General features: G+C 68.3%; 19 protein-coding genes and 1 pseudogene. 8 read left to right on the top strand and 12 right to left on the bottom strand.

The window, feature by feature from the left end:
- Window positions 1–9: 9 nt before the first annotated feature.
- Entirely contained in the window at window positions 10–582 is a 573-nt protein-coding gene (locus Q0907_RS12340) for a hypothetical protein (RefSeq protein WP_299345093.1), read from the bottom strand.
- Window positions 583–608: 26 nt separating this feature from the next.
- Complete coding sequence (locus Q0907_RS12335; RefSeq protein ID WP_299345090.1) at window positions 609–1,343, bottom strand: SURF1 family protein; 735 nt, start codon at window positions 1,341–1,343, stop codon at window positions 609–611.
- A gap of 89 nt (window positions 1,344–1,432) precedes the next feature.
- Here Q0907_RS12335 and Q0907_RS12330 point away from each other — a divergent pair, with 89 nt between their 5' ends.
- Entirely contained in the window at window positions 1,433–1,654 is a 222-nt protein-coding gene (locus Q0907_RS12330) for a twin transmembrane helix small protein (protein ID WP_162335975.1), read from the top strand.
- Between the two features lie 95 nt (window positions 1,655–1,749).
- On the opposite strand, the gene Q0907_RS12325 is transcribed toward Q0907_RS12330, so the two are convergent.
- From Q0907_RS12325 to Q0907_RS12300, 6 genes are read right to left on the bottom strand one after another with little or no spacing between them, the layout of a single operon-like run.
- Window positions 1,750–2,628 carry a cytochrome c oxidase subunit 3 gene (locus Q0907_RS12325; protein ID WP_296281344.1) on the bottom strand — a complete coding sequence of 293 codons (879 nt, stop codon included), beginning with the start codon at window positions 2,626–2,628 and terminating at the stop codon, window positions 1,750–1,752.
- Between the two features lie 28 nt (window positions 2,629–2,656).
- The gene (locus Q0907_RS12320; RefSeq protein ID WP_296281343.1) at window positions 2,657–3,235 is read right to left on the bottom strand and encodes a cytochrome c oxidase assembly protein; all 579 of its coding nucleotides are present in this window, start codon (window positions 3,233–3,235) and stop codon (window positions 2,657–2,659) included.
- Window positions 3,232–3,366 carry a hypothetical protein gene (locus Q0907_RS12315; protein ID WP_296281342.1) on the bottom strand — a complete coding sequence of 45 codons (135 nt, stop codon included), beginning with the start codon at window positions 3,364–3,366 and terminating at the stop codon, window positions 3,232–3,234. Before Q0907_RS12315 ends, Q0907_RS12320 begins: the two co-directional genes overlap by 4 nt.
- Window positions 3,367–3,384: 18 nt before the next feature.
- Window positions 3,385–4,998, bottom strand: a complete 1,614-nt coding sequence (ctaD, locus tag Q0907_RS12310) for a cytochrome c oxidase subunit I (RefSeq protein WP_296281341.1) — start codon at window positions 4,996–4,998, stop codon at window positions 3,385–3,387.
- 35 nt (window positions 4,999–5,033) lie between these two features.
- A complete protein-coding gene (gene coxB / locus Q0907_RS12305) occupies window positions 5,034–5,972 on the bottom strand; it encodes a cytochrome c oxidase subunit II (protein WP_296281340.1) in 939 nt (312 codons plus the stop codon).
- Window positions 5,973–5,990: 18 nt separating this feature from the next.
- The gene (locus Q0907_RS12300) at window positions 5,991–6,467 is read right to left on the bottom strand and encodes a DUF2244 domain-containing protein (RefSeq protein WP_296281339.1); all 477 of its coding nucleotides are present in this window, start codon (window positions 6,465–6,467) and stop codon (window positions 5,991–5,993) included.
- A gap of 262 nt (window positions 6,468–6,729) precedes the next feature.
- On the opposite strand from Q0907_RS12300, the gene putA reads away from it, so the two are divergent.
- The 3 genes from putA (at window position 6,730) to Q0907_RS12285 (ending at window position 12,321) form a co-directional block, all read left to right on the top strand.
- Window positions 6,730–9,945 (top strand): bifunctional proline dehydrogenase/L-glutamate gamma-semialdehyde dehydrogenase PutA, encoded by a 3,216-nt coding sequence (gene putA, locus Q0907_RS12295; protein ID WP_299345086.1) that lies wholly within the window; start codon window positions 6,730–6,732, stop codon window positions 9,943–9,945.
- A gap of 248 nt (window positions 9,946–10,193) precedes the next feature.
- A complete protein-coding gene (locus Q0907_RS12290; protein ID WP_299345084.1) occupies window positions 10,194–11,354 on the top strand; it encodes a GGDEF domain-containing protein in 1,161 nt (386 codons plus the stop codon).
- Window positions 11,355–11,367: 13 nt separating this feature from the next.
- Window positions 11,368–12,321 (top strand): SMP-30/gluconolactonase/LRE family protein, encoded by a 954-nt coding sequence (locus tag Q0907_RS12285; RefSeq protein WP_299345081.1) that lies wholly within the window; start codon window positions 11,368–11,370, stop codon window positions 12,319–12,321.
- A 412-nt stretch (window positions 12,322–12,733) separates the two neighbouring features.
- Here Q0907_RS12285 and Q0907_RS12280 read toward each other — a convergent pair whose 3' ends face one another.
- The gene (locus tag Q0907_RS12280) at window positions 12,734–14,101 is read right to left on the bottom strand and encodes an outer membrane protein transport protein (RefSeq protein ID WP_299345078.1); all 1,368 of its coding nucleotides are present in this window, start codon (window positions 14,099–14,101) and stop codon (window positions 12,734–12,736) included.
- A 223-nt stretch (window positions 14,102–14,324) separates the two neighbouring features.
- On the opposite strand from Q0907_RS12280, the gene Q0907_RS12275 reads away from it, so the two are divergent.
- From Q0907_RS12275 to Q0907_RS12265, 3 genes are all read left to right on the top strand, one after another.
- Entirely contained in the window at window positions 14,325–15,017 is a 693-nt protein-coding gene (locus Q0907_RS12275; protein ID WP_299345075.1) for a rhomboid family intramembrane serine protease, read from the top strand.
- 103 nt (window positions 15,018–15,120) lie between these two features.
- A complete protein-coding gene (locus Q0907_RS12270; protein WP_299345073.1) occupies window positions 15,121–15,441 on the top strand; it encodes a DUF1820 family protein in 321 nt (106 codons plus the stop codon).
- Between the two features lie 83 nt (window positions 15,442–15,524).
- Complete coding sequence (locus Q0907_RS12265; RefSeq protein ID WP_299345070.1) at window positions 15,525–16,781, top strand: cation:proton antiporter; 1,257 nt, start codon at window positions 15,525–15,527, stop codon at window positions 16,779–16,781.
- Between the two features lie 34 nt (window positions 16,782–16,815).
- Here the strand turns inward: Q0907_RS12265 and Q0907_RS12260 are convergent.
- The 3 genes and pseudogenes from Q0907_RS12260 to gpmI all read right to left on the bottom strand — a co-directional run.
- Window positions 16,816–18,153 (bottom strand): annotated as a pseudogene (locus Q0907_RS12260) (S41 family peptidase); the annotation flags it as partial.
- Between the two features lie 116 nt (window positions 18,154–18,269).
- Window positions 18,270–19,529, bottom strand: a complete 1,260-nt coding sequence (locus Q0907_RS12255; protein WP_299345067.1) for a peptidoglycan DD-metalloendopeptidase family protein — start codon at window positions 19,527–19,529, stop codon at window positions 18,270–18,272.
- Window positions 19,529–21,076 (bottom strand): 2,3-bisphosphoglycerate-independent phosphoglycerate mutase, encoded by a 1,548-nt coding sequence (gene gpmI / locus Q0907_RS12250; RefSeq protein ID WP_299345064.1) that lies wholly within the window; start codon window positions 21,074–21,076, stop codon window positions 19,529–19,531. The genes Q0907_RS12255 and gpmI overlap by 1 nt, the downstream gene beginning before the upstream one ends.
- Before the next feature lie 139 nt (window positions 21,077–21,215).
- Here gpmI and Q0907_RS12245 point away from each other — a divergent pair, with 139 nt between their 5' ends.
- On the top strand, window positions 21,216–21,875 hold the full coding sequence (locus Q0907_RS12245; protein WP_299345252.1) for a hypothetical protein: 660 nt from the start codon (window positions 21,216–21,218) through the stop codon (window positions 21,873–21,875).
- The last annotated feature ends 14 nt before the right edge of the window (window positions 21,876–21,889 follow it).

The raw sequence follows: 21,889 nt of genomic DNA, 5'->3' as shown, positions 1-21,889 counted from the left end.
GTGAGCGGCTCAGATGAGCTTGATCAGCTTGGACACATCCGTGCGCAGGCCGCCCGGATCGAAGCCGGGGGCATAGCGCAGGATGACGAAGCCATGGGGATCGATCACGTAGACCGGCGTACCCGCCGCGTCGTCGACCTGCGGCAGGCGCGCGCGCAGGGGATCGTTGGCACGCACCTCGCGCAGGGCCGCATGGCGGGGGGCATCGGCGGGATAGTCGCCGATCCAGAGGATGTCCACTTCGTCGGCGTTGTGGCCGAACAGTTGCCAGACCTTGTCCAGGTCGCGGGCGAGCCGGGTGCAGGCCTGCGCGCAGTCCGGCGCCGGGGCGGCGACGATGCGCCAGCGACGCTCGGCGGGCGTCCAGTCGTAGCGGCCACCGTCGGCCAGCGTCAGCGAAAGATCGCGCGCGTCCGTCGGCGGCTGCAGCATCACCCCGTGGTTCTTGTGCGAGGCGGGTTGCCAGCCGGAAAAACGCAGGATGCCGGCGCCGAACACGGTGCCGAAGAACAAGGCGAACAGGCCGACGAGCATCCACCGCCCGCGACGCCGCTGGGCGGGATCGAATGGTTTTGGGTCCATGGACGCATTTTCTCACGCCCGCGGGATCATTGCCCCTTCCGCGCACCACGCCGGCTGCGCCAGGTCAGCACCAGTGCCGTCACCAGCACGGCACCCGCCAGTCCGAACCACTGCACGGCATAGCCGATGTGGCGCTCCGGGGGCAGCGTGTTGGGCAGGATGTCCAGGTCGCGCGCATAGCCCAGCGGCAGGTCCGGATCCAGTTTCAGCACACGCGGCGCCAATGAAGGCAGGCCCAGCGCCTGGCCGATCTCCTGCCGCTGCAGCGCGATCACCAGCAAGCTGCCATCCGGCTGCGCGCTGGGCGGCGCGTGGGCGATGCCTTCCGATGGCGGCGGCACCAGCAGTCCGGTGATGCGCTGGGGACCCGACAGCGGCGCCACGGCCGGCATCACGCGGTTGCCCGGCACCGGCAGCCAGCCCAGTTCCACCAGCAGCGGCGCTCCCGCATCGGCCGGCTGGAAGACACGATACGCGCGCACGCCGGGCTGGCGGTCGCGGGTCTGGTTGTCGAGCAGGATGGCCGGCGCAGGCAGGAATTCGCCCTCGCCGGCCGCCCAGTCGTAGGCCTGCGACCGCGCCTTGTCCGCGGCCGACGCCAGCGGCTGCGGCTGCCGGTCCGCCAGCACGCGGGCGGTCTCGGCCAGCATCGCCTCCTTCTGCTCTGCCCGCCCCCACTGCCAGGCACCCAGGCTGCCGAACAGCGACATGGCCAGCACCGCCAGGGTCCAGCCGACCGGCAGCGGCATGTGGCGGCTCATGGACTGCGTCCGAGTGTCGCACCCACCGCGGGCTCACCCGGGGAGAGCGATAATGCGCGCCTCACTGCCGAAGTCCCGTCGAGGACGCCATGAACGATTCGCTGAAAACCCTGCTGATCATCGCTTTCCTCATCCTCATCGTCTGGAACCTGGGCGCAGGCCTGTACTACATGCTGGTCGACAAGGGCGAGAGCAAGCGCACCGTCAACGCGCTGACGCGCCGCATCGCCCTCTCCGTTGGCCTGATCCTGCTGGTCGTGCTGGCCATCAAGATGGGCTGGATCCAGCCGCACGGCATCAATCCCGGCTGAGCACGCATTGTCCCGCGCGCGGCACCCCGCGCCAACCGGGCAAAAGAAAAGGGCCGGCATTGCCGGCCCTTTCTTCGTTGCGGCGTCGCCCGCGCTTACAGCACGTAGACGAACAGGAACAGGCCCAGCCACACCACGTCCACGAAGTGCCAGTACCAAGCCACGGCTTCGAAGCCGAAGTGGTCGTCCTTGGTGAAGTGGCCCTTGGCGCAACGGAACCAGATGATGGCCAGCATGATCGTACCCAGCGTCACATGCAGGCCGTGGAAGCCGGTCAGCATGAAGAACGTGGAGCCGTAGATGCCCGAGCCCAGCGTCAGGTTCAGTTCCTTGTACGCGTGGACGTATTCCTCGGCCTGGAAGAACAGGAACACGCAGCCCAGCAGCACCGTGGCGCCCAGCCAGATCAGCAGCTGGCTGCGGTTGCCGGCCTTCAGCGCATGGTGCGCGATGGTGATGGTGACGCCGGAGGTCAGCAGGATCAGCGTGTTGAGCAGCGGCAGGCCCCACGCCGGGATGGTCTGGAACTGGCCGCCCACCTGGCCCGGGCCGGCGCTCGGCCACGCGGCCGAGAAGCCTTCCCACAGCAGGCTGTTGGTCATCACGCCGTCGCCTTCCCCGCCCAGCCACGGCAACGCGAGCGTGCGGGCATAGAACAGCGCGCCGAAGAAGGCCGCGAAGAACATCACTTCCGAAAAGATGAACCACACCATGCCCATGCGGAACGACACGTCCACCTGGCGGTTGTAGTGGCCGCTGACCGACTCGCGGATCACGTCGCCGAACCACATGAACAGCGTGGCGCACAGGCCAACCACGCCGGCGTAGAACGTCCACATGCCGAACGACAGGTCGTTGAGCCAGCTGGCCACGCCGACCATGGTGACGAACATGGCGATGGAACCCACGAACGGCCACTTGGAGCTGTGCGGCACGAAGTAGATGTTGGCGTCTGGCGATGGGGCGTTTGCCATGGCGATGCTTCCGGTTGCTAAGGCGAAGTCAGGGGGCCGCGAGCGGCGAAGTCGACGCATTGCCCGTGCCGATCTGCGCGGTCAGGGCGTCGTTCTTGAAGAAGGTATACGACAGGGTGATCGTCTTCACTTCCGCCGGCAGGTCCTGGTCCACGATGAAGCGGACCGGCATGTCGCGGCTTTCGCCGGGCTGCAGCGTCTGGGCGGTGAAGCAGAAACACTCGGTCTTGGTGAAGTAGCCCGACGCGCGCGCCGGCGCGACCGACGGCACGGCGCTGCCGACGACGGCCTTGTCGCTGTCGTTGCGAGCGAAATACTTCGCTTCGTAGAGCTCGCCGGGCACCACCTGCATGGTCAGCTGTTCCGGCTTGAAGGCCCACGGCAGCTTGGAGTTCACGCCGCCGTCGAACTGCACGGTGACCGTGCGCTTCGCCTTGGCGGCGGCCGCCGCGGCGGCCTGGCCCGGGCCCTGCTCCAGGCGGATGCCGAACACCTTCTCGCAGGCGATGCGATACAGCGGCACCAGCGAGAACGTCAGCACGAACACCGCCATCGCCACGCCGACCAGCTTGAACAGGCCGGCCGAGTTGGACTTCGCCGCCGTCATGCGGCCAGCACCGCGCGGCCGATGAAGGCCACGAAGATGGCGAAGGCGATGCCGCCGATCACCCACGCGGTCCGCAGCACTGCCCTGCGGCGGCGCGCGAGTTCTTCGGGGGTGAAGGCGGGGACGTTCATGCGGTCGCGGTCAGGCGTTCAGTGCGTCACGTCGCCGTGCGCCAGGTCGCCGTCCCGGATGACCGGCGGCGTGGTGAAGGTGTGGTGCGGCGCCGGCGACGGCACGGTCCACTCCAGCCCCTTCGCGTTCTCCCAGGCGCGCGCCTCGGCCTTCTTGCCGCTGCGCAGCGAGGACCACAGGATGGCGGCCATCATGAAGGGCGTGACGAACATGCCGAACGCACCGATCGAGCTGATCAGGTTCCAGTCCGCGAACACCGGGTTGTAGTCCGGGATGCGGCGCGGCATGCCGGCCAGGCCCAGGAAGTGCTGCGGGAAGAACAGCAGGTTGACGAACACGATCGTCCACCAGAAATGGACCTTGCCCCAGAACTCGCTGTACATGCGGCCGGTCCACTTCGGCCACCAGTAATAGGTGGCGGCGATGATCGAGAACAGCGCGCCGGTCACCAGCACGTAGTGGAAGTGCGCCACCACGAAGTAGGTGTCGTGGTACTGGAAGTCCGCCGGCACGATCGCCAGCATCAGGCCGGAGAAACCGCCGATGGTGAACAGGATGACGAAGCCCACGGCCCACAGCATCGGCGTCTCGAAGGACAGCGAGCCGCGCCACATCGTGCTGACCCAGTTGAACACCTTCACGCCGGTCGGGATGGCGATCAGCATGGTGGCGAACATGAAGTAGATCTCGCCGCCCAGCGGCATGCCCACCGTGAACATGTGGTGCGCCCATACGATGAACGACAGGAAGGCGATCGAGGCGGTCGCGTACACCATGGCCTGGTAGCCGAACAGCGGCTTGCGGCTGAAGGTCGGGATGATTTCCGACACCACGCCGAACGCCGGCAGGATCATGATGTAGACCTCGGGGTGACCGAAGAACCAGAAGATGTGCTGGTACATCACCGGGTCGCCGCCACCGGCCGCGTTGAAGAAGCTGGTGCCGAAGAACTTGTCGGTCAGCAGCATGGTCACCGCGCCCGCCAGCACCGGCATCACCGCGATCAGCAGGAACGCGGTGATCAGCCAGGTCCAGCAGAAGATCGGCATCTTCAGCAGGTCGATGCCCGGCGCGCGCATGTTCAGCACGGTGGCGATGATGTTGATGGCGCCCATGATCGAGCTGACGCCCATCATGTGGATCGCGAAGATGGTGAAGGCGACGTTGTAGCCGCCCTGCAGCGACAGCGGCGGGTACAGCGTCCAGCCACCGGCCGGCGCGCCGCCCGGCAGGAACAGCGACATCAGCAGCAGGGTGAAGGCGAACGGCATGATCCAGAAGGACCAGTTGTTCATGCGCGGCAGCGCCATGTCCGGCGCACCGACCTGCAGCGGGATCATCCAGTTGGCCAGGCCGACGAACGCCGGCATCACGCCACCGAAGATCATGACCAGCGCATGCACCGTGGTCATCTGGTTGAAGAACTCGGGGCTGACGAACTGCAGGCCCGGCACCATCAGCTCGGCACGGATGATCACCGACATGCCCGCGCCGATGATGAACATGATGAAGCTGAAGATCAGGTAGAGCGTACCGATGTCCTTGTGGTTCGTGGAGAAGAACCACCGCTCGATGAAGCTCTGCTGGTGACCGTGGTGATCGTCGTGATGATCGACAGCGGTGTTGGCCATGTTCGTAATCTCTTGCAGCTGGTGCGGACGGTCGATCAGCCCTGCGCGGTCGGCGCGGGCGTCTCGGCGGTAGGGGCGGCTTCAGCGGCCGGGGCCGTCGTGGCGTCGGCCGGAGCGGCCGGTTCCACCGGCGCGGCCGGAGCGGGTTCGGCGGCCGGAGCGGGCTTCTTCGACGCCAGCCACTGCTCGAACTCGGCCTTCGGCACAGCCTTCACGACGATCGGCATGAAGCCGTGGTCCTTGCCGCACAGCTCGGCGCACTGGCCGCGGTAGATGCCGGGTTCCTTGATGTCGGTCCAGGCCTCGTTGACGATGCCCGGGATCGCATCCTGCTTCCAGCCCAGCGCCGGCACCCACCAGGCGTGGATCACGTCGTCGGCGGTGATGACGAAACGGATCTTGGTATTGGTCGGCAGGACCAGCTGGTTGTCGACGTCCAGCAGGTAGTGCGGGTTCTTCGCCAGGTCCGGCTTCTCGCCGCTCTGGCGGATGCGGTCGGACTCGCGGTCCAGCCGGCTGGTGAAGGAGACGTCCTCGCCCAGGTAGTCGTACTTCCACATCCACTGGTAGCCGGTGACCTTGACGGTCATCTCGGCATCGCGGGTGTCGTACATGGCGATCAGCTTGGCGGTGGCCGGCCAGGCCATGACCACCAGGATCAGCACCGGGATGACGGTCCAGATGATCTCGGCCGTGGTGTTGTGGCTGAACTGCGCCGGCACCGCGCCCTTGGAATGGCGGAACTTGAACATCGCGTAGCCCATCGCGCCGAACACGATGACGCCGATCACGATGCAGACCCACAGCGCGATCATGTGCGCGTCATAGGCATGCTGCGAGGACGCGGTGACGCCCTTGCCCATGTTCAGCTGCCACCGGTGCGGGTCGGCCGACTGCGCCCAGGCCAGCGCCGGCATCGCCAGCAGCGTGCAGGCCGTCACCAACCGCTTCCACATCCCATTCACTTGCGTCATTGCCTAGACCCCAATGCGTCATCGGTTGCGGCCGCTCGCGGCCGCCAGTAAATCCTGCAACGTGTCCGCCAGCTCCCGGCGTTCGGCCGGCCCCAGGAAGTCGCCCACCCGGACCCGCCTGCCGCTGGATGCCAGCGAAATCCTTTCGCCTTCCCGCTCGATCCCCAGCCGTACCCAGTACGGGTGCGCCCGGAACACCACCCCGGCGTCGGAGGTGACCACCTCCACCGCCTCGGGACCGATGCGGATCTCCTCGCCCCGGTCGCCGCTGCGCCACAGCGCCCTCAGCGCCGTGGCCACGATGGCCGAATGGAGCAATGCAAAGGCCGGCGCGAAGGCATTGCCTCCCCACCAGCCCAGCATGGCGACGATCCACATCGCGCCCGACAGCGCCACGAACAACAGGATGAACTGGCGGCGCGTCAACGCGCGGGGCGGCCGCAACCGGAGCTGCGCACCACGCCCGTCCCACGATGACGGCACCCTTTCGATCATGTCGTCCGCCACACGATCCGGGCTGCGGAAAACCGCTGAATGGTAGCTCCCGGCACACTTTGCGGCAAGTTTCATTGATCCTGCACAAGGCGCGCGAATCCTCCGCAAACACGGCGCGGCGCCTTCGCGCGGCGATTCCGCGACCGGCGTCACCGCCCGGACGACCGCCCTGCCGCGGCCCGTGCGCGCGGTCGCCGCGGGCATATCCGGCCCGGCCGCGCCGTCCTAAACTAATGGACTGCCTTTGGACTGCCCCGCCGTCATGTCGACCCCTTCGCCTGTCGCCCCATCCGCCGCTCCACCGGTCGGCGCCGTCGTCTCTCCCGAGCTTCCCGCACCCCCGGCCGCGCTGCGTGCCGCCATCACGGCCGCCTGGCTGCGCGACGAGACCGAACACGTCCGCGAACTGCTCGGACAGGCCCGCCTGCCGGCCGACGAACAGGTCCAGGCGCAGAAGCTGGCCGTGGACCTGGTGAAACGGGTCCGCGCGCGCGCGCAGGACCAGGGCGCGATCGAGGCCTTCATGCGCCAGTACGACCTCGGCAGCGAGGAAGGCGTGCTGTTGATGTGCGTGGCCGAGGCGCTGCTGCGCATTCCGGACCAGGAGACCGCGGACAAGCTGATCCGCGACAAGCTGGGCGACGCCGACTGGGAAAAGCACCTCGGCCAGAGCGACTCGGTGCTGGTGAACGCCTCCACCTGGGGGCTGATGCTGACCGGCAAGCTGGTCAACCTGAACGACCTGACCCGCGCCGACGTGCCGGGCGCCTTCAAGCGCCTGGTCGGCCGCGTGGGCGAGCCGGTCATCCGGCTGGCGGTACGCCAGGCCATGCGGATCATGGGGCACCAGTTCGTCATGGGCCGCACCATCGACGAGGCGCTGGCCCGCAGCCGCAAGGGCGACAACGCCGACTACCGCTATTCGTTCGACATGCTGGGCGAGGGCGCGCTGACCACGAAGGATGCGGCGCGCTACCTGGAGGCCTATCGCCAGGCGATCCACGCGATCGGCCGCACCGGCCCGTTCGCGGACGTGCTGGCGGCGCCGAGCATCTCGATCAAGCTGTCCGCGCTGCACCCGCGCTACGAACACGCCAAGCGCACCCGGGTGATGCGCGAGCTGGCGCCGGCGATCCTCGAACTGGCGCAGCTGGCCAAGTCGTATGGCATCGGCTTCACCATCGATGCCGAAGAAGCCGACCGCCTGGAGCTGTCGCTGGACCTGATCGAGGCGACGTTCTCCGACGACTCGCTGGCCGGCTGGGAGGGCTATGGCCTGGCCGTGCAGGCCTACCAGAAGCGCACGCCGTACGTGATCGACTTCCTGGCCGACCTCGCCCGCCGCGTCGGTCGCCGCATGCCGGTGCGCCTGGTGAAGGGCGCGTACTGGGATGCCGAGATCAAGCGCGCGCAGATCGATGGCCATCCGGGCTACCCGGTGTTCACCCGCAAGCCGAACACCGACGTCTCGTACCTCGCCAATGCGCGCCGCATGCTCGACCACGGCGACGCGCTGTACCCGATGTTCGCCACCCACAACGCGCAGACCATCGCCGCGATCCGCTTCATCGCCGCAGGTCGCCCCTACGAGCACCAGAAGCTGCATGGCATGGGCGACGACCTGTACGCCGAAGTGGTGCCGAAGCACCGGCTCGACACGCCGTGCCGCGTCTACGCGCCGGTCGGCTCCCACGAGGACCTGCTGCCGTACCTCGTGCGGCGCCTGCTCGAGAACGGCGCCAACAGCAGCTTCGTCAACCGCATCACCGACGAGAACGTCGCCATCGAGGACCTCGTGCGCGACCCGGTGCAGACGGTGTCCGAATTCGATTCCATCCCGCATCCGCGCATCCCGCTGCCGGTCGATCTTTTCCGGAGCCAGCCGGCTCCCATCGCCTCTTCTGACAGGAACAACTCCATGGGCGCCAACCTCGCCAACGACAACGACCTGCGCGCGCTCGCCGAGCGCATCAACGCGGCGGTCAAGCCGTGGCGCGCGGCGCCGCTGGTGCCGGGCGCCGTCGTGTCCGGCAACGCGCTGCCGGTGACCAATCCGGCCGACCGCCGCCAGACGGTCGGCGAATGGCAGCCCGCCGACAGCGCCGCCGTCGAGAAGGCATTGGCCAATGCCGTCGCCGCGCAGCCCGCCTGGGATCGCACGCCGGCCGCGAGTCGCGCCGCCATCCTCGAGCACGCCGCCAATCTGCTGGAACAGCGCCTGCCCGACTACATCGCGCTGTGCGTGAAGGAAGCCGGCAAGACCATCCCCGACAGCGTCGCCGAGGTGCGCGAGGCGGTCGATTTCCTGCGCTATTACGCCGCGCAGGCGCGCACGCAGTTCGGCGCGCCGGAACACCTGCCCGGCCCGACCGGAGAATCCAACCAGCTGCAGCTGCAGGGCCGCGGCGTGTTCGTCTGCATCAGCCCGTGGAACTTCCCGCTGGCGATCTTCCTGGGGCAGGTCAGCGCCGCGCTCGCCGCTGGCAACAGCGTGATCGCCAAGCCGGCGGAGCAGACCAACCTGATCGGCCACGCGGCGGTGAAGCTGCTGCACGAGGCCGGCATTCCCGAGTCGGTGCTGCAGTTCCTGCCCGGCGACGGCGCCACCGTCGGCGCTGCGCTGACCAAGGATCCGCGCGTGGCCGGCGTCGCCTTCACCGGTTCCACCGAGACCGCGCGCGCGATCAACCGCGCGCTGGCCAGCCGCGATGCCGGCCCGATCGCCACGCTGATCGCCGAGACCGGCGGCCAGAACGCCTTCATCGCCGACTCGTCCGCGCTGCCGGAGCAGCTGGTGAAGGATGCGATGGGCTCGGCCTTCACCTCCGCCGGCCAGCGCTGCTCGGCGGCGCGCGTGCTGTTCGTGCAGGACGACATCGCCGACAAGGTGATGACCATGCTCGCCGGCGCGATGGATGAACTGAAGATCGGCGATCCGGGCCTGCTGTCGACCGACGTCGGCCCGGTGATCGATGCCGACGCGCTGAAGATCCTCGACGACCACGCCGCACGCATGGCGAAGGAAGCGCGCCTGATCAAGCAGGCGAACGCAGGCGAGGACACTGCACACGGCACGTTCTTCGCGCCGCGCGCGTGGGAGCTGACGTCGCTGGACCAGTTGCACAAGGAAATCTTCGGACCCGCCTTGCACGTGGTCCGGTGGAAGGCCGACCAGCTGGATGCGGTGATCGACCAGATCAACGCAACAGGCTACGGTCTGACCCTGGGCGTGCACTCGCGCATCGACGAAACCGTAGACCGCATCGCGGCGCGCGTGAAGGTCGGCAACGTGTACGTCAACCGCAACCAGATCGGCGCCGTGGTGGGGGTTCAGCCGTTCGGCGGCCAGGGCCTGTCGGGCACGGGCCCGAAGGCGGGTGGACCGCACTACCTGCCGCGCTTCGCCACCGAGAAGACCGTCACCGTCAACACGACCGCGGCCGGCGGCAACGCGTCGCTGCTGACGCTGGGCGAATGACGTAACGCGTCGTTTTTCGCTCGATGCCGGACACCGAGCCCCGCCCATGCGGGGCTTTTTCGTGGGACATGGCCCACGGCACTGATGCGGGCGGCGGTGTCGCCGCGATCCTGCCGATCCGTGGTCGCCGTCGCTGAACTTCCGCCGCGACTGCGCCAGCATCGCGCAGCGAGCCTGCCGGAATGCACCGTTTCCTGCGTTCCTGCAGCGACAGGATGTTCAAAGGCCAGCAGGGCTCCAACCGACGCATGACGACCGACTTCTACAACCTGCTGCTCAGCGACTGCGCCTTGGCCGCCGTGCTGCTGGCGCTGTTCCTCTACGTGGGCAGGGTCTCGCGCGGCGTGCGCGGCATCGCCACCTGGGGTGTGGCGCATTTCCTCTATTCACTCGGCGCGGCGATGCTGGATGGCACGGCGCAGACGCTCGTGCGCGCCGGCAATGAATCGCTCGCGGACGGCATCGCCGGTGCCGGTGGCGTGCTCGCGTGCGCGGGGCTGGTCGGACTGGCGTGGTCGATCATCCAGTTCGTGCAACAGCGCGCGCTGGCCCTGTGGGAACGCGCATTGCTGCCGCTGTGCCTGGGCTTCTCGCTGGCTGGCGTGGCCCTGGGGGGCGGCGTGGAGGCTCAGGGCGCGGCGATGAGCGCCACGGAAGTGATCGTGCTGCTGGTCATGGTGCGGCATCTGTTCGCGCTGCGCGGCGCGCCCGACCACGTCCCGGCGCGCCTGATGATCGTGGGCTGCGGGGTGCTGCTGTGGCTGTACGGAGGAGACCTGCTGGCCGCGCTGACCGGACGTTACGGCCCCAACCCGATGTGGGTGAACCTGGACCTGTCCATCTGGTTCCTGCTCAATTTCTGCATGCTGATGCTGGCCAGTTTCCGTGCGGCGGAGCCCTTGCGGCGCGGCGCGCTGTTCGATCCGCTGACGGGCGCCTTGAACCGGCGCGGGCTGGACAACGAGCTGCAGGCGCTCGGCACGCGCGCCGCCGGGGAGCACGGGCTTGCCGTGATCGTGCTGGACCTGGACCACTTCAAGGCGGTCAACGACGACCAAGGCCATGAAACCGGCGACCGGGTACTGCAGCGCTTCTCCGACGTGGTTCGCGGCTGCATCCGCAGCGAGGATCTGTTCGCGCGGCTGGGCGGCGAGGAATTCATGCTGGTCTTGCGCAACACGCAGGCCGACACCGCGCACGCCCTGGCCGAACGCATCCGCTGGCAGGTGATGATGCTGGAGTTCGCGCCCGCCCATCGCAACATCCGCGTCACCGTGAGCCTGGGCATCTCGTTCTCCGCCGACCGCCATGCCCCCTGCGAAACGCTGATCCGGCTCGCCGACGAGGCGCTCTACGACGCCAAGCACAAGGGGCGCAACCGGATCGAGGTACGCTGGCATCCCGCCTGAGTAAGAGACCGCCATGCCGCGACGCCATCGCCTTGCCCTCGCCCTCGTCCTGTGCGGCGCCCTGCCGCTCGCTCATGCATCTGCCTACCGTTCGGTCTGCCCGGCCGACCCGGGTCGCGCACCCGCGGGCGAAATGACGGCCACGCGCGTGGCCGCCGCGAAGGCCGACGACGGCCAGGACCGCCTGTACGAGGGCGCGGTGTGGAAGGACGGCGCGCTGTACCTGTCGGATTTCGTGCACAGCGGCCGCTTTCCCTCGCGCATCCGCCGCTTCACGCCGCCGGACCGCTGGGAGACCGCGGTGGAGGACAGTGGCAGCAACGGGCTTGCGCTGGATACGGAAGGCCACCTGATCGCCGCCACGCACGACCGCAAACAGGTGGCGCGCGTCGATCTGGACGACGGCACGCGGACGGCACTGGTCTCGACCTTCGAGGGCGCGCCGTTCAATTCGCCGAACGATCTGGTGATGGCCGCCGACGGCACGCTGTACTTCACCGACCCGGACTACCAGCGCAAGGCCGCGCCCGGTGGCCAGCCGCTGACGCGGGTGTACCGCTATCGCGACGGCACCACGAACGTGGTCGACGACACACTGCGCAACCCCAACGGGATCGCACTGTCGCCGGAGGGCGGCACCCTGTACGTGGCCGGCGGCACCGACGACGGCGATGTGTTGCGCGCTTATCCGCTGCGCGATGGCGTGCCGGGCGACGGACGCGACCTCGCGCGCATCAGCGGCGGCGATGGCCTGGCCATCGACTGCCTGGGGAACCTCTACGTGACCGAACACGGCGAACGGCGCGTGCGCGTGTTTTCGCCGACCGGTCAGGTTCTGGCGACCATCCGCGTGGATGCGAACATCACCAACGCGGCCTTCGGTGGCGAGGACCGGCGCACGCTGTTCCTCACCGGCGCGGCCAGCCTGTGGTCGATCGACCTGGACGTGACGGGGCTGCCGTACTGACGGCAACGCGTGCGCTGTGCGCTGGATGCTCTCGGCGGGAGATGGGTTCGAGCGCCTGACGGACGTAGCGTGCGCCACGCGCACGACCACTGAACCCATCACCGCGCGCCGTGCGCTCAGCGCACGCTACGGCTGTTTGATGTTCTCACTCCGGGAAGAGAGCCTGCCCCGTACGCGATACGGCGTGGCGTGGCCGGGGCGCCGGATGCGGGTGTGCGGACCGCTGAGCCTCCACCACTCCGCCTGACCCTCACCCCAACCCCTCTCCCGCCGGGGAAGGGGCTTCAAAGCACCATGCATGAACCATCACCGCGGGTCGTGCGCATGGCGCACGCTACGGATCGCGTGTTTGCCAGGGCAAAGAAAAACCCCGCCGAAGCGGGGTTTCTCGTGGTCCGGATCCGTGGTGCGATCAGAACTTGTACTGCATCGACACACCGAACAGGTCGGCGCCGCCTTCGAAGTCGCCGACCAGGCGCGCGCGCGTGCTGGTGGTCAGGTCCACTTCGGGCGTATCGACGATGTCGATCTTCACGTAGCTGGCGCTCAGCTCGAAGTGCTCGGACACGTTCCAGGTCAGGCCCAGCGAGTACCACATGCGGTCCTGGTCGGGCAGGCGCGGGGTGCGGTACGGGCGGCTCACCGGGGAGTCGTCGCGGGCCACGCCGGCACGGAAGGTGAACGCATCGCTGAACTTGTATTCGCCACCGATCGAGTAGAACCAGTTCTCGTCCCAGTTGTACTCCTCGACCGAGTCGGGCTGCGCGGGGTTGTCGAACTCGATGCGGATCTCCTGCAGCGACGACCAGTCGGTGCGGGTGACTTCGGCCATGACGGTGAAGCGGTCGGTGGCGTAGTAGGTGGCGCTGAACGCATCGACCGCCGGGGTCGTCAGGTCGGCACCGCCGCCGCCGTTGATGAAGACGCTGTTGCCCAGCGCGGCGCGGACGTTGGCCGGCACTTCGAACACGGAGTCGCCATCCAGCTCGTGGTCGACTTCGGAACGGTGCGAATAGCCCAGCGACCACTTGTCGCTCGGACGCCAGTTGACACCGACGATCCAGCCCAGGCCGTTGTGCGTGCCGTTGATGCTGGCGAAGCCGTCATTGCGCTGCGGGCCGAACTGCGCGGTCGGGCCGACGCACGCGGCCGGGCTGCGGCTGCAGACGATGGTGCCGAAATCCACGGCGTTGGACAGGGTGACGTCGGCGTGCTCGTAGATCAGGCCGGCGCCGACCGAGAAGGTGTCGCTCAGCTCCAGCGATGCGGCCAGCGTCAGGTCGACGATCTTCACGTCCGATTCCAGCGCGTGGTAACGGCCCTTCCAGCCGTCGTCATATTCGGTCTTCAGGCCGAACGGCGCGCTGATCATCATGCCGAGCGTCAGGTACTCGAAGTCGCCGCTCAGGGGCAGGATGAACGACGCGGCGGGCACGGCGGCCACGTCACCGGCGTCGCCACCATTGCCGCCGGTCAGCGGCTGCTGGAACGGCGTGCCGGTCGCGGCGGTGCCGTCGCCGGAGAATTCGTAGGACAGGTCGATCGCGGTGAGGTCGGCCTGCAGCGTGCGCTCGGTGAACGTGGACATGACGGCGGGGTTGTTGACCACCACCGAAGCGTCGCCCTTGGCGGAGGCCGAGCCGGCCATCGCGCGGCCCTGGGCCTTGACGCTGTTTTCCTTCAACTGGAAGGCGGCCGCGTGCACATCGCCATAGGCGAGGACACCGGCGATGCCGAGTGCCAGCGCGGTGACGCGGGTCAGGTTCTTGGTGAATTCCATCTGTATCTCTCCGGAGACGTGGGTACAAGGATCGTCTGCGTCGCGAAGGCCGGGGTGTGTTGTCCACCTTTCGACCTGCCGGAAGCCCCTCCCGACATACGACGCCGTATGCAGTATACCCGCTAACTAAACTCTAACAATCCGTCGTAAGTCATTGCCCCTATTCAGTTTCGTCGCGATGCACCATGGGCAGCCGGACGGTGAGCAGGTAGAGTTCCGCCGCATGTTCGTTTCGCTCCCCTCCCGTCGCAAGGCGCCCGTCCGCTGGGCCACGCCCACCTTGCTCGTCCTGCTGTCGGCCACGTTCTGTTGGGCGCTGACGCGGGGAGATGCGGCACAGGGCGATCTGCTGATCCGCTGGGGCGCACTGACCGGCGGCATGGTGGCCCCGGAGGTCTGGCTGGCGTCGCTGCAGAGCGGCACGGTGCTGCGGCTGTTCACTGCGCTGTTCCTGCATGCGGACTGGGCGCACCTGCTCGGCAACCTGGTGTTCCTGCTGATCTTCGGGCTGCCGTCGGAGCGGGCGATGGGGCCGTGGCGCTTCCTGTTGCTGTTCCTCGTCGGCGGTGCCGTGGCCAACGTGGCGGCGGTACTGAGCATCGGCACGCCGGACCGCGTCATCATCGGCGCCAGCGGTGCGATCTCCGCCGTGATCGGCGCCTACCTGGCGCTGTTCCCCACCGCCAAGCTGGGCGTGGTGCTGCCGCTGGGCCTGTTCCTGGAGTTCGTGAAGGCACCCGCCTCGTTGCTGATCGGCATCTGGGCTCTGCTGCAGGTGGTGTTCGCCTATACCGGCCCGGCGTTCGGTGCGGTGGCGTGGTGGGCCCACATTGCCGGCTTCCTGTTCGGGGTGGTCTTTGCCCTGTTCGTGCGCGCGGCGATCGCACGCCGCTTGCGGAAGCGGCAAGGTTACTGAGGGGAGGAGCGAGAGGAGATAGATGAGAAGTGAGCAGTACAGCCTTTGCTCACGCCCCCCTTCTTTCCTCTCACTTCCCTGCCCTCGCTCCTATAATCCGCGCATGAAGAACGCGCTCTACAAGATCACCTTCCACAACCACACCAAGGTCTACGAGCTGTACGCGCGCCGTGTCGCCGCCAGCGCCCTGTGGGGCTTCACCGAAGTCGCCGACCTGGTGTTCGATCTCCACGAAGGGTTGGTGGTCGATCCCACCGAAGAGCGGTTGCGCGACGAATTCGGCGCGACCAAGGTGTTGCACCTGCCCATGCAGAGCATCATCCGCGTGGAGGAAGTTGAGCGGAAAGGCCAGTCCGCGATCCGCGATGCGATCACCGGCGAGAAGGTGGTGACGCCGTTCCCGCTGCCCGCCAAGCCGCGCTGAGCCGCACGGGGTGTTCCTGGCCCGTTGTCCGTGACCCTATGATGCGTCGCTGACCGGTCCGCAATCCGGCAACGCAGGCGACGATGTCCACACCCCAGCTGTCGGTCTACTTTTTCCTCCAGGTCGGGGTGATCATCCTGGCGTGCCGGGCAGCGGGCGCGCTGGCGCGACGCATCGGCCAACCCCAGGTGGTCGGGGAAATGATCGCGGGGGTGGCACTGGGACCCTCCCTGTTCGGCGCGCTCGCCCCGGGCATGCAGGGCGCGCTGTTCCCGGCGGCCTCGCTGGACATGCTGTATGTCGGCGGGCAGGTGGGAGTGGGTCTCTACATGTTCCTGGTCGGCACGGAGTTCAACGTGGCCCACCTGCAGGCGCGCTACCGCAGCGCCCTGGCGGTGTCGTGGGCCGGCATCGCCGTGCCGTTCGCCCTGGCCTTCGCGCTGGCGCCGTGGCTGCACGATGTGCCGGGGCTGTTTTCGCCGCAGGCGCGCTTCCTGGAAACCGCGCTGTTCCTGGGCGCCGCCATCGCGATCACCGCTTTCCCGATGCTCGCGCGCATCATCCAGGAGCGCGGCCTGGCGGGCTCGCCGCTGGGCACGCTGGCACTGACGGCCGGCGCCATGGATGACGCGGCGGCCTGGTGCATCCTGGCGGTGGTGCTGGCGAGTTTCGGAGGAAGCTGGGGCCAGGCCTGGATCGCGATCATCGGCGGCATCGTGTATCTCGCGCTGATGCTGTCGGTCGGGCGCCGCTGGCTGCGGCCGCTGGCCAACCGCGTGCCGCTCGACGGGCCGTTGCCTGCACCGACCTTCGCGGTAGTGATGGCGCTGTTCTTCTTCTGCGCGTGGGCGATGGATGCCATCGGGCTGCATGCGGTGTTCGGCGGCTTCGTGCTCGGCATCTGCCTGCCCCGCGGCGCGCTGACCGACCGCCTGCGTGCGACGCTGCAGACGGTCGTCGTCGTGCTGCTGCTGCCGCTGTTCTTCACCTACTCGGGACTGAAGACGCAGCTGTCGCTCGTCTTCGATGCGGCGATGCTGCTGCCGGCGATCGCGATCCTGCTGGCGTCGTTCGGTGGCAAGGCCGTCGCCTGCTGGGCCGCGGCAAGGCTGGCGGGCGAAACCTCGCGCGATGCGATGGCGATCGGTGCATTGATGAATGCGCGCGGCCTGATGGAGCTCATCATCATCAACATCGGCTTGCAGGCGGGGCTCATCGGCCCGAGCCTGTTCTCGATCCTGGTGGTGATGGCCATCCTGACCACGCTGATGGCGACACCGCTGTTCAACCGCATCATGCGTAGTGCGAGCGCCGCGCAGGCGGAGCCGAGCGCCCGGTGACGGGCGCGCGCCGTCAGCGCCGCGAGGTACTGCCCGCGCTGTCCGCTTTCGCGGTCGCGGCAACCTTCTTCAGTTCCGCCAACGCGGCCTGGATCGGCGCTTCGCCATCCAGCACATCGCCGGGCGTGTAACCGGCGGCGCCTTCTTCATCGCCACGCAGGTGGCCCGGCAGCGTGGCTTCGGTGATGTACAGCTGGCCATCCTGGCCCAGGACGGCGGCGCCTGGCTTGCCGCCCTGCTCGGGCTTCACGACCACGTCCGGCACGATGCCGCTGGCCTGGATCGACTTGCCGCTGGGCGTGTAATAGCGCGCCGTGGTCAGCTTGACCGAATCGCCGTTGTCCAGCGGCAGCACGGTCTGCACCGATCCCTTGCCGAAGGTGCGGCTGCCCACCACGCGCGCACGGTTGTTGTCGCGCAGTGCACCGGCCAGTACTTCCGATGCGCTGGCCGAGCCGGCATCGACCAGCACCACGACCGGTGCGCCGTTCAGGCGGTCGCCGGGCGTGGCATCAAACTTGGAGTCGCTGATCGACATGCGTCCGCGCGTGCTGACGATGTTCCCCTTGTCGAGCAGATCGTCCGCCACCTGCACGGCGGCGAGCAGCAGGCCGCCGGGATTGCTGCGCAGGTCCAGCACCAGCCCGCGCAGCTTGCCGTTTTGCTGCAGCCTGTCGATCTGCTTCTGGAAGTCGGCCGCGGTATCGGTCTGGAACGCGCTGATGCGCAGGTAGCCATAGCCCGGTTCCAGCAGGCGGCTGCGTACGCTGGTCACGCGGATGGTGTCGCGAACCAGGGTGACGTCGAAGGGTTTGGGGGTACCGTCGCGCACGATGGTCAGTACGATCTTGCTGCCGGGCGCACCACGCAGCGGCTCCATGCCATCGTCGGCGCTGATCGGCTTGCCGTCGATGGCGGTGATGAGGTCGCCCGACTTGATGCCCGCCTTCGCCGCCGGCGTGTCGTCGATGGGCGACACCACCAGCAGGGTGCGGTCAGGCTGCTGCATCAGTTCGACGCCGATGCCTTCGTAGGCACCGTTGGCCTGTTCGTCGAAGGCTTCGGAGTCGGCCTTGTCGAAATACGTGCTGTGGGGATCCAGGTCCAGCAGCAGGCCGCGGATCGCGGACTGCATCAGCTTCTTGTCCTCGACCGGCTCCACATACGCTTCCTTGACCGCGTTGAACACGGCCACGTATCGGCGGATTTCCTCCAGCGGCACCTTCGCCGGCGCGGTCTCCGCCGCGTCGGGGTCGTCGCTGGGCGCGACCACCGGCGGCGTCTCCGGCAGCGGCGCCTGCTGCTGTGCCCATGCCGGCATGGCGGCAAGCAGGGCGACGGTCAGGATGGCCAGGGGAAAACGCTGCGTCATGCGGACACTCCGGGTGAGGCTTGCGAGGACGCCGCGACACGGCGCGACGTTCGCCGGATTATGCGTGAACCCGCGCGGCGCGGATGTTCAAGCGGAGTTACGGGCGCCAGCACCGTTCATCGCCGCTGCAGCCACGAGGCCGGATCGACCGGCTGTCCGTTACGGCGCAGCTCGAAATACAGGGCAGCCTGCCCTTGTCCGCCCGATGTGCCTACGCGCGCGACGGCCTCGCCACGCTTCACCTGCACGCCACTGTCCTTCAGCAGGCTGTCGTTGTGCGCATACAGGCTCATGTAGCCGTTGCCATGGTCGAGGATCAGGATCAGGCCATAGCCGGTCATCCACTCTGAGAAGACCACCGTGCCGTCGGCCACGGCCGTGACCGTGGTGCCAGCGGGCGCACCGATCAGCACGCCGGTGCTGGCGCGGCCATCCGGCAGGCGACCGCCGTAGCGCGCCAGCAGGCTGCCCGACACCGGCCAGCCGAGTCCGCCGACCTTCAGCGGCGGCGCAGACGCCACGGCCGGGCGCGGGGGGGCGTTGTCGCGCGATGGGCGCGCACCGGTGCCGGCCGGGTCACGCTTCTTCGCCGCCGCGGCCTGGGCCGCGGCGCGGCGTGCGGCGGCACGGCGTTCGGCGTCGGCGCGGGCGGCCGCCGCACGCAGGTTCTTCAGCAGTGTCTCGAGCGAGCGTGCGTCCTGGCCGAGCGCTTTCTCCTTGGCGGCGCGATCCTGGTAACGCTCGTCGAGGTCGGCGACGAGGAGGGCGCGCGTCCTGCGGTCCTTTTCCAGCTGCGCCACCTGCTGGCGTTGCCGTGCGCGCGCGGCGTCCAGGTCCGCGCGACGGGCGACGATGTCGCGCTCAACCTCGTCCAGGGCGGCCAGCTCGGTGTTGAGCGACGCGATGCGGTTCGCCTGGTCGCGTTGCACATAGCGATGGTAGGCCAGCAGGCGATGGGCGTCGGCCACGCGATCCTGCGACAGCAGGACCTTCAGCGGCGCGTCGTCGCCCCGCTGGTAGGCCGCGCGCACCAGGGCAGCCAGCTGCGCACGTTGCGCGTCCTGCTGGGCGCGCATGGCATCGCGCTTTCGCTGCAGCTCCTCCAGCGCCGCAGCTTCGCGGCGCAACGCCGATTCGGTATCGGACAGCGAGCGCGTGGTGCGCCCGACCTGCTCGTCGGCATCGCGCAGCTGGCGCGACGCCGTCCCGCGCTCGCCCTCCAGCTTGCGGCGCTCCTGCGCGATCGACTTCAGTTCGCTGCGCACGCGCTGCAGCTTCTGCTCGGCCTCGCGGGACGTCTGCGCAGGTGCGGCCGCGACGACCGAGAACGCGGCCAGCACGATCGCGAAGCCTGCGGCGCGCGTGCGGTGCGGCATCAGGGGTCGATCAGGCTGCGGCCGCTCATGTCGGCCGGCTGCGGCAGGCCGAGCAGGTCGAGCAGCGTGGGCGCTACATCGCGGAGCGCACCGCCGCTGCGCAACGTCGCCGCGCGCTCGCCCACGTAGACCAGCGGGACAGGACCCACGGTGTGCGCCGTGTGCGGCTGGCCGGTGTCAGGGTCGCGCATCATTTCCAGATTGCCGTGGTCCGCGGTGATGATGAGTGCGCCACCCGCGGCGCGCACCGCGGCATCGACCTCGCCGATCGCCTTGTCCACCGCCTGCGCGGCGAGGATCGCCGCCTGCAGGTCGCCGCTGTGGCCGACCATGTCGGGATTGGCGATGTTGCAGATGATCGCGTCGAAGCGGCCCGACCCGATCGCCGCCACCAGCTTCTCGGTCAGTTCGGGGCAGCTCATTTCCGGCTGCAGATCGTAGGTAGCGACCTTCGGGCTGGGAATCAGGATGCGTTCCTCGCCGGCGAACACATCTTCGCGGCCGCCACTGAAGAAGAACGTCACGTGCGCGTACTTCTCGGTTTCGGCGATGCGCAGCTGGGTCAACCCGTGTTCGGCCAGCAGCTCGCCGAAGGTCTCGCGCAGGTCGTCCGGCGCGAACGCCACCGGCGCCGGCAGCTTGGCGTCGTATTCGGTCAGGCAGACGTAACGCGCCAGTGCCGGCACGCGCCGCTCGAAGCCGTCGAACGCCGGCGACACGAACGCCGCGGTCAGCTGGCGCGCGCGATCGGCGCGGAAATTCATGAACACCACCGCATCGCCATCGGCCATCGGCGTTGCGCCGTCGATGACGGTGGGCAGCACGAACTCGTCGTTCTCGCCGCGCGCATACGCGGCTTCCAGCGCGGCCACGCCACTGGCGGCATGGTGCTCGCTCTTCGCCTCGACCATCGCATCCCACGCCAGCCGCACGCGGTCCCAGCGCTTGTCGCGGTCCATCGCGTAGTAGCGCCCGCTGACCGAGGCGATGTGCGCGTTGCCGAGCGTCGCGCATCGATCCTGGAGCGCACGCAGGCTGGGTTCGGCCGACTTCGGCGGCGTGTCGCGGCCATCGAGGAAAGCGTGCACCGCCACCCGGGGCACGCACTGGCGCTTGGCCAGTTCGAGCATCGCGAAGATGTGCAGTTCATGGCTGTGCACGCCACCCGGCGACAGCAGGCCGAACACGTGCAGGGTCCTGCCGTCGGCCTTGGCCGCGTCGCACGCGGCGACCAGCTCGGCGTTGGCGAAGAAGCTGCCGTCTTCGATCGCGGCGTCGATGCGGGTCAGGTCCTGGTAGACGATGCGGCCCGCGCCCAGGTTCATGTGGCCCACTTCCGAATTGCCCATCTGACCGTCCGGCAGGCCGACATGGCGGCCTTCGGTATGGATCAACGTGTGCGGCGCGGTCGCCAGCAGGCGGCGCCAGTTCGGCAGGTCGGCCTGCGCCAGCGCGTTGTCGGCGGGATCTTCACGGTGCCCCCAGCCATCCAGGATCAACAGCACGACAGGCTTGGGGCGCTTCACGGACGGGGCAGATGCGGACACGGGGGAGATTCCAGTGACTTCAGGCAGGTGACGATTGTAGCGAAGCATGGTGCCATCCACTCCGGCACGGCGGTGTTTAAACCCTCCGTCACGCCGGTGCATCAGACCGATACGAGACCACCCAAGAGGCAACCCCATGATCCGTCCCCGCACCGCCCTGCTGCTGACCCTGGCCCTCGCCGCCACGCCCGCGTTCGCGCAGCAGGAAATCTCCAAGGTCAACGGCAGCATCACCGCCGACGCCGGCCAGACCTACGGCGACCTGGACACCGTCAACGGCAGCATCCGCATCGGCGAAGGCGCCACCACTGAAGACGCCAGCACCGTCAACGGCAGCATCAACATCGGCGACAAGGCCGTGGCCGAATCGCTGGAGACCGTCAACGGCTCGATCCGCGCGGGCAAGGACGTCAACGTCCGCAAGGACGTCGAAACGGTCAACGGCAGCATCTTCATCGATCGCGGCGGCGTGGTCGGTGGCGACATCGAAACCGTCAACGGCGCCATCGGCATCGTCAGCACGCAGGTCGGCGGCGAGATCACGACGGTGCGCGGCGACATCACCGTCGGCGTCGGTTCGAAGGTCCGCGGCGGCCTGCGCGTGCAGAAGTCCACGGGCTTCTTCAACACCGACAACAAGAAGCCGCCGCGCATCGTGATCGGCCCCAACGCCGAGGTGACCGGCCCGCTGGTGTTCGAGCGTCCGGTCGTGCTGTACGTGCACACCAGCGCCAAGATCGGCCCGGTGACCGGCGCCACCGCCAAACCGTTCAGCACCGACACCGCACCTACCGAGTAGCCCCGCGCACGGGC

This window comes from uncultured Pseudoxanthomonas sp. (genome assembly GCF_947498795.1).
Taxonomy (GTDB): domain Bacteria; phylum Pseudomonadota; class Gammaproteobacteria; order Xanthomonadales; family Xanthomonadaceae; genus Pseudoxanthomonas_A.
The sequence above is the reverse complement of the archived record's forward strand: the minus strand, read 5'-3'. Positions and strand labels throughout refer to the sequence as shown.

What these genes read in the sequence shown, in the direction of transcription:
- Q0907_RS12270 (WP_299345073.1), top strand. Translation starts at nt 15,121, where the DNA reads ATGAAGAACGCGCTCTACAAGATCACCTTCCACAACCACACCAAGGTC.
- Q0907_RS12330 (WP_162335975.1), top strand. Translation starts at nt 1,433, where the DNA reads ATGAACGATTCGCTGAAAACCCTGCTGATCATCGCTTTCCTCATCCTC.
- Q0907_RS12255 (WP_299345067.1), bottom strand. Translation starts at nt 19,529, where the DNA reads ATGCCGCACCGCACGCGCGCCGCAGGCTTCGCGATCGTGCTGGCCGCG.
- Q0907_RS12315 (WP_296281342.1), bottom strand. Translation starts at nt 3,366, where the DNA reads ATGAACGTCCCCGCCTTCACCCCCGAAGAACTCGCGCGCCGCCGCAGG.
- Q0907_RS12275 (WP_299345075.1), top strand. Translation starts at nt 14,325, where the DNA reads ATGTTCGTTTCGCTCCCCTCCCGTCGCAAGGCGCCCGTCCGCTGGGCC.
- coxB (WP_296281340.1), bottom strand. Translation starts at nt 5,972, where the DNA reads ATGACGCAAGTGAATGGGATGTGGAAGCGGTTGGTGACGGCCTGCACG.
- Q0907_RS12335 (WP_299345090.1), bottom strand. Translation starts at nt 1,343, where the DNA reads ATGAGCCGCCACATGCCGCTGCCGGTCGGCTGGACCCTGGCGGTGCTG.
- Q0907_RS12280 (WP_299345078.1), bottom strand. Translation starts at nt 14,101, where the DNA reads ATGGAATTCACCAAGAACCTGACCCGCGTCACCGCGCTGGCACTCGGC.
- Q0907_RS12320 (WP_296281343.1), bottom strand. Translation starts at nt 3,235, where the DNA reads ATGACGGCGGCGAAGTCCAACTCGGCCGGCCTGTTCAAGCTGGTCGGC.
- putA (WP_299345086.1), top strand. Translation starts at nt 6,730, where the DNA reads ATGTCGACCCCTTCGCCTGTCGCCCCATCCGCCGCTCCACCGGTCGGC.
- ctaD (WP_296281341.1), bottom strand. Translation starts at nt 4,998, where the DNA reads ATGGCCAACACCGCTGTCGATCATCACGACGATCACCACGGTCACCAG.
- Q0907_RS12300 (WP_296281339.1), bottom strand. Translation starts at nt 6,467, where the DNA reads ATGATCGAAAGGGTGCCGTCATCGTGGGACGGGCGTGGTGCGCAGCTC.
- Q0907_RS12340 (WP_299345093.1), bottom strand. Translation starts at nt 582, where the DNA reads ATGGACCCAAAACCATTCGATCCCGCCCAGCGGCGTCGCGGGCGGTGG.
- Q0907_RS12285 (WP_299345081.1), top strand. Translation starts at nt 11,368, where the DNA reads ATGCCGCGACGCCATCGCCTTGCCCTCGCCCTCGTCCTGTGCGGCGCC.
- Q0907_RS12290 (WP_299345084.1), top strand. Translation starts at nt 10,194, where the DNA reads ATGACGACCGACTTCTACAACCTGCTGCTCAGCGACTGCGCCTTGGCC.
- Q0907_RS12325 (WP_296281344.1), bottom strand. Translation starts at nt 2,628, where the DNA reads ATGGCAAACGCCCCATCGCCAGACGCCAACATCTACTTCGTGCCGCAC.
- Q0907_RS12265 (WP_299345070.1), top strand. Translation starts at nt 15,525, where the DNA reads ATGTCCACACCCCAGCTGTCGGTCTACTTTTTCCTCCAGGTCGGGGTG.